Below are 6,261 nucleotides of genomic sequence, written 5' to 3'. Positions count from 1 at the left end.
GCCTGGTGGCGCCGCGGGTCCGGGTCTTCATCGAGCTCGGGCTGGCCACCCCGGTGTGCCTGTGGGCGGCGTGGCCGTTCTACGTGCGGGCGGTGGCGTCGGTGCGCCACCGGCACCTGAACATGTTCACGCTGATCGGCCTCGGCGTCAGCGTCGCCTACGGCTACAGCCTGCTGGCCGCGCTCGCGCCCGACCTGTTCCCGTCGTCGTTCCGCGACGACGGCGTGGTCGCGACCTACTTCGAGGCCGCCGGCGTGATCGTCACACTGATCTTGCTCGGCCAGGTGCTCGAGCTGCGCGCCCGCGGCCAGACCAGCTCGGCCATCCGCAAGCTGCTAGGGTTGGCGCCGACCGCCGCCCGGCGCCTCGCCGACGACGGCGAGGAGCCGACGTCGCGCTCGACCAGGTCCGGACCGGCGACCGGCTGCGGGTCCGCCCGGGCGAGAAGGTGCCGGTCGACGGCGTCGTGCTCGAGGGCCACTCCGCGATCGACGAGGCGATGGTCACCGGCGAGCCGATCCCGGTCGAGAAGCAGCCCGGCGACCGTGTCATCGGCGCGACGCTCAACGGCACCGGCGCGCTGGTGATGCGCGCCGAGCGGTCGGCGCCGACACGCTGCTGGCCCGGATCGTCGCGATGGTGGCCGAGGCCCAGCGCAGCCGCGCGCCGATCCAGAAGCTGGCCGACGTCGTCGCCGGCTGGTTCGTCCCGATCGTCATCACGATCGCGGTCGCCACGTTCGCGATCTGGTCGCTGGTCGGCCCCGAGCCGCGCATGGCCCACGCGCTGATCAACGCGGTGGCGGTGCTGATCATCGCGTGCCCGTGCGCGCTCGGCCTGGCGACGCCGATGTCGATCATGGTCGCGACCGGCAAGGGCGCCACCATGGGCGTGTTGTTCCGCAACGCCGAGGCGATCGAGGTGATGCGCACGGTCGACACCGTGATCGTCGACAAGACCGGCACGCTGACCGAGGGCAAGCCCCGGCTGGTCGGCGTCACCCGGCCGAGGCGTGGACGAGGCGCTGCTGCGCCTGGCCGCGAGGCTCGAGCGCGCCAGCGAGCACCCGCTGGCCGGCCATCGTCGCCGGCGCCCGGAGCGCGGCGTCACTCGGCCGAGGGCCGCGACTTCGAGTCCGTGACCGGCAAGGGCGTAGCGGCACGTGGAGGGCCAGCGTGGCGCTCGGCAACCGCGCGATGATGGCCGAGGTCGGGATCGACCCGGGGCCGATGCTCGAGCGCGCCGAGGCGCTGCGCGCCGACGGCCAGACCGTCATGTTCGTGGCCATCGCCGGCGCGCTCGCGGGCCTGGTCGGCGTCGCCGACCCGATCAAGGACAGCACGCCCGAGATCGACGACGTCGTCGCCGAGGTGTTGCCCGACCAGAAGGCCGAGCACGTGCGCCGGCTCCAGGACGAGGGCCGCGTCGTCGCGATGGCCGGCGACGGCATCAACGACGCGCCCGGCCCTGGCCCTGGCCCAGGTCGGCATCGCGATGGGCACCGGCACCGACGTCGCGATGGAGAGCGCCTCGGTCACGCTGGTCAAGGGCGACCTGCGCGGGATCGTGCGCGCCCGCCGGCTGTCGCGCCGGACCATGGGCAACATCAAGCAGAACCTGTTCTTCGCGTTCGTCTACAACGCCGCCGGGATCCCGATCGCCGCCGGCGTGCTCTACCCGTTCTTCGGCCTGCTCTTGTCGCCGGTGATCGCCGCCGCCGCGATGAGCCTCAGCTCGGTCTCGGTGATCACCAACGCGCTGCGCCTGCGGCGCGCCGACGTCGTCTGACCGGATCGCGCGGCAGGCGTCGGAGTGGTGGCCGTGGTCGTGGCCCGGCCATGCCCTCGTGGGCGCCGCCGGCATGGGCGGCGTCGAACGCGTCGGCCCACGCCGCGATCAGCGCCAGCTCTCGCCCTGCACGCGCCCGGCTTGTTGTCGGGCATCGTCGCCTTCCCCCAAATCGCCAGCACCTTGCGGATCGTGACCGCGACCTCCATGCCGTGGTGGCCCCCGAACGGGTAGGTCGTGATGTCGAGGTGCCCGAGCTTCTTCGCGGTCGCCTTCTTGCCGCCCTGCTGGTGGCAGCTCGCGCAGTACTTGTCGAACACCGGCCGCGCGCGGCCGTACGCCGCGGTCTCGGTGGCCAGGGCTCGGCCCTGATCTGCGCGGGGTCGGGCCCGGCCGGCTCGACCGGCGTGTCGTCGGCGTGATCGTCAGGCGGCGGCGCGATCGCGTCGTCGTGGTGGTCGGCGTGACCGTCGCCGACCGGGTCGGGCGTGGTCGCGGTGGTGGTCGCCTTGGATCCGCACGCGGCGACCGCGCCGGCGGCGAGGAGGGTCAGTAGCGTCTTGGTCATCACGGCTCCTTGGGTTCAGCGAGTCAGGTCACGATGCCGTCGCGGGCCAGCTCGGCCGCGGACGCCTCGTCTGCGACGGTGCCGGGCGGATTGTCCCACCAGCCCGGGTCGCCGGCGCCGGTCAGAGACGGCCGCACCTTGAGGATCGTGAACATCCCGCCCATGTCGATGTGGTCGAACGGGCCGCGTCCGCCCAGCATCGAGATGCTGTTGCGCGGCCGGGCCATGGTCATCATGTCGCCCATCCCGGTGGCGCCCATGGTCATGTAGCCGGGCACGACCTTGCCGACCGCGCGATCGAGGCCGTCGACGTCGGCCCCGATCAGGTTCGACGCGTCGTGGCCCATCTGGTTCATCACGTGATGGGTCATGTGACAGTGCATGGCCCAGTCGCCGGGCGTGTCGGCGACGAACTCCACGACGCGCACCGCGCCGACCGGCACCAGCACCGTGGTCTCGGGCCGGCGCGCCGACCTCGGCACCGGCCCACCGTCGGTCTCGACCACCTCGAACGCGTAGCCGTGCAGGTGGATCGGGTGATGGTCCATCGGCCCGAGGTTGCCGAAGCGGATGCGCACCAGGTCACCGATCTCGGCCACCAGCGGCTCGGTCGCCGGGAACGCCTTGCTGTTGAACGTGAGCAGGTTGAAGTCGTTCATCGCCATCGGGTCGGGGCGCGCGGCGCCGATCGGGACCTTCCACTCGTGCGCCATCAGCGAGTAATCCCGGACCGGTCGCGTCGTCTTCACCCGCCGTGGGTGCACGACGATCATCCCGACCAGGCCCAGCGCGATCTGGGTCATCTCGTCGAAGTGCGGGTGGTACATGAATGTGCCCGCCTTGGTGAACGTGAACTCGTACCTGAAGGTCTTGCCCGGCAGGATGTAGTCCTGACTCAGGCCCCCGACCCCGTCCATACCGCTCGGCAGGAACACGCCGTGCCAGTGAACGGTCGTCGGCTCCGGCAGCTTGTTGGTGACGTAGATCCGGACCCGATCGCCCTCGACCGCCTCGATCAGCGGCCCCGGGGTGCCGCCGTTGTAGCCCCAGGCCTCGACGTCCAGGCCGGGCGCGAACTGGTGCTGCACCGGCTCGGCGATCAGGTGGAACACCTTGACGTCGCCGCGGCGCACGAACGGCAGCGTCCGGCCGTTGGGGACCACCCGGGCTGTAGGACTCCCCTGGCACCCGGCGGCCCTGGGTCAACGCCGCCGGCGCGTCAGGGCGGCGGCGCCGGCGGCGCCGGCGGCGCAGGCACCGTGACCGGTGTGTGGCTGCGCCGCCGCCAGGCGGGTGCCGACCAGCGCGGCGCCGGCCGCGAGGCCGGAGTGGATCATCGTGCGGCGGGTGACGGTCATGGGGCCTCCTGGGTGCTCGCGTGGGCCGACGGCGGGCCGCCGCGCCGCAGCGCCGTCGCCGCGGCCATCGCCGACCAGTAGCGGCGGACCGCCTCGACGTACTGCGCGCCCGCGTCGACGAGCTCGCGGCGCGCCATCAGCAGCTCGAAGGTGGTCGCGTTCATCGCGTTGTACTGCAGCAGGGTCTCGTCGAGCACGCGCTGGCGCAGCGGCAACACGACGTCGAGCCAGTGGCGCGCCTCGGCGTGGGCGCCGAGCACCTCCTGGCGGATCGCGCGCGCCGTCGCGCGCAGGTCGACGGCGGTCGCGAGCAGCTCGTTGCGCGCGCGGTGGGCCGGGCCGGGCCGGGCCCAGGGACCTTGCTGCTGGTTGAACAGCAGCAGGCCGATCCGCAGCGCCGGGCCAGCCTCCCACTCGCCGCCGTCGCGCCGCGCCACCGCGACGCCCACGCCGAGCTCGGGGGAGGCCACGCGCAGGCGCGCGCCGACCCGACGCGGCCGGCCGCAGCGTCGGCGTCGGCGTGCCGCGCCCGCCAGCGCGAGCTGTCGGCGACCGCGCGCGGCTCGAGATCGTCGAGGACAGCGCCCACGGCCGGCACGTCGGGCAGCCGCGCGGTCACCGACCAGGCAGTGTCCGCGCCGGTCAGCCCGAGCAGCCGATCGATCGGCGCGCGGCGGCCTCGACCTCGGCCTGCGCCCGCGCCAGCTCGATGCAGGCCACCTCGCGCTGATCGCGCTCGCGCGCGAGCGCGGATCGATCGTGTTGCCGGCGGCGTGCATGCGCTCGATGACCTCGGCCGCCGCGCTCGCGGCGTCGAACGCGGTCTGGCGCAGCTCGAGCGCCTGGTTGGCCGCGACGACGTCGTAGAACGCGCGCTCGACCTCGGCCGCCAGCGCGACCGTGGCCGCGATCGCGCGCGCCTGGGCGCCGCGCAGCTCGGCCGAGGCGATGCCGCGGCGCTGGCCGAGCTGGATCAGATCGAGCACGTCCTGGACGGCCTCGAGCTCGGTCTCGTCGCCGCCGCCGTCCAGCGCGTACTTGCGGTTCACGTCGACCGAGGTCGGCGCCAGCGTCGTCGCCTCCGCGATGTCCGCCGCCGCGATCCCGAGCTCGTCGTACGCGGCCTGCAGGTGCCGGTTGTTGGCGACCGCGATGCGCAGCGCCGCGTCGAGCGTGAGCGGGCGCGCCAGCAAGGCCGCCACCGCCGCGGGCACGCGCGCGTCGGGGGCGCGGTCGTTCCACAGCGGCGCGACGCCGATCCGGCGATCGACCTCGTGGCCGACGGGTCCGAAGACCGCGCCGCGCGAGGGCGCGCACGCCGCGAGCGCGATCCCGAGGACGCCGACGCCGAGCGCGACGCGACCGGGCCGCGTCATCGCGCGCCCCCGTGGCCCGCGTGGTCGGAGTGGCCCGCCGGTGATGCTGGGGGCGCCGGCGGGCGGGCGTCGCTCAGGGCCGCCGGCGGCCCCGCGATGCGGCCGCGCGGCGCGGTCGCACGGGCCGGGTGCTCGGGGGTCATCGGGACCGCGGCCGGGCGACAGGCGGGCGCGAACGCCAGGACCAGGAGCGGAACGATGAGGTGCGGGAGTGCATGGGGGTTCCGGGATCGGGTCGATCGGACGGCAGGCGTTACCCACGCAAGCGACGGGCCACCCCCAACCATGCGCAGACCCTGCCGAGGCGCCGTCTGACCTGTGACCGACTCGGTTACTAGTGACCCGCCATGTCACAGTCGTCCGCACGGCTCACGCGAGCGCTGGACGCCCTATCATCCGCAGATGCGCAGGTCGGTCGGCTCCGCGGGAATCGTGATGGGGATGGGGATCGCGGTGGCGGTGGCGGTGATGCCCCTCGTGACCGTCGCTGGCTGCGGCGGGCCCGCGTCATCGCCGCGGCCACGGGCGATCACCGCGCCGACCGCCGACGCGCCCGACGCGCCCGACGCGATCGTCGCGAGCTGGGCCGAGCTGCGGCCACGCCTCCACGCGATCTATCGCGGCCAGCTCGCGTTCGAGCCCGGCCTCGCCTGCGCGAGCGACCTGCGGCCGATCGATCCCGCCGACGCGGTCGCGCCGGCGCGGCTGTGCACGCCGCTCGCCGAGGTGGTCGCGTGGCAGGCGGGCCTCTCGGTCGCGCTGCCGACCGGACCCGACCTGTGGATCGCGACGTCGCGCGACGCGGATGGGCACGAGCGCGTGGCCGCGGCCGCCGCGGTGGCTCCCGGCGGGTCGGCCTTCGGCGACGCCGAGGGCGCGGCGCTGACCTACGACTTCCGCTGCGGGCAACTCACCCGCCGCTGGCAGGTCCCCGCGGCCGACCTCGGGTGCGCCGCGGACATCGACTGTCGCCTGTTCGCCAGCGCGTGCTTCACCGCCGTGGTCGCCGAGCGCGCCGCGGCGCCCTACCAGGCGCTGCACCAGCGCTGGGGCGGCCCCTGCCTCGATCCTGCGGGCGGCATGTGCGCGCCGACGAGCGCGCAGCCGCGCTGCGTCGAGCACCTGTGCACGCTGGTCGCGGATTGAGCCTTCCAGCGGGGCCTGACGGCCG

Annotated in this window: 4 protein-coding genes and 2 pseudogenes; 3 read left to right on the top strand and 3 right to left on the bottom strand. The window is 74.3% G+C overall.

The genetic code is table 11. The features are described 5' to 3' along the window. Both IPL61_23135 and IPL61_23130 read left to right on the top strand, forming a co-directional pair. Positions 1–1,403, top strand: a pseudogene (locus IPL61_23135) (heavy metal translocating P-type ATPase). Positions 1,404–1,406: 3 nt separating this feature from the next. Continuing rightward, positions 1,407–1,788 (top strand): annotated as a pseudogene (locus IPL61_23130) (HAD-IC family P-type ATPase). 591 nt (positions 1,789–2,379) lie between these two features. Here the strand turns inward: IPL61_23130 and IPL61_23125 are convergent. Genes IPL61_23125 through IPL61_23115 form a run of 3 tightly spaced genes read right to left on the bottom strand, consistent with a single transcriptional unit; the run spans position 2,380 to position 5,090 of the window. Then, positions 2,380–3,519, bottom strand: coding sequence for a copper oxidase (locus IPL61_23125; protein MBK9034121.1), 1,140 nt, complete (start codon positions 3,517–3,519; stop codon positions 2,380–2,382). A 39-nt stretch (positions 3,520–3,558) separates the two neighbouring features. Further along, positions 3,559–3,714, bottom strand: a complete 156-nt coding sequence (locus IPL61_23120; GenBank protein ID MBK9034120.1) for a hypothetical protein — start codon at positions 3,712–3,714, stop codon at positions 3,559–3,561. Continuing rightward, complete coding sequence (locus IPL61_23115) at positions 3,711–5,090, bottom strand: TolC family protein (protein ID MBK9034119.1); 1,380 nt, start codon at positions 5,088–5,090, stop codon at positions 3,711–3,713. Before IPL61_23115 ends, IPL61_23120 begins: the two co-directional genes overlap by 4 nt. Positions 5,091–5,492: 402 nt before the next feature. On the opposite strand from IPL61_23115, the gene IPL61_23110 reads away from it, so the two are divergent. Next, positions 5,493–6,236, top strand: a complete 744-nt coding sequence (locus tag IPL61_23110; GenBank protein ID MBK9034118.1) for a hypothetical protein — start codon at positions 5,493–5,495, stop codon at positions 6,234–6,236. Positions 6,237–6,261: the final 25 nt, after the last annotated feature.

Source organism: Myxococcales bacterium, assembly GCA_016717005.1.
Classification (GTDB): Bacteria; Myxococcota_A; Polyangia; order Haliangiales; family Haliangiaceae; genus UBA2376.
Note: the sequence above shows the minus strand (reverse complement) of the source record. Positions and strands in the feature narration are given on the sequence as shown.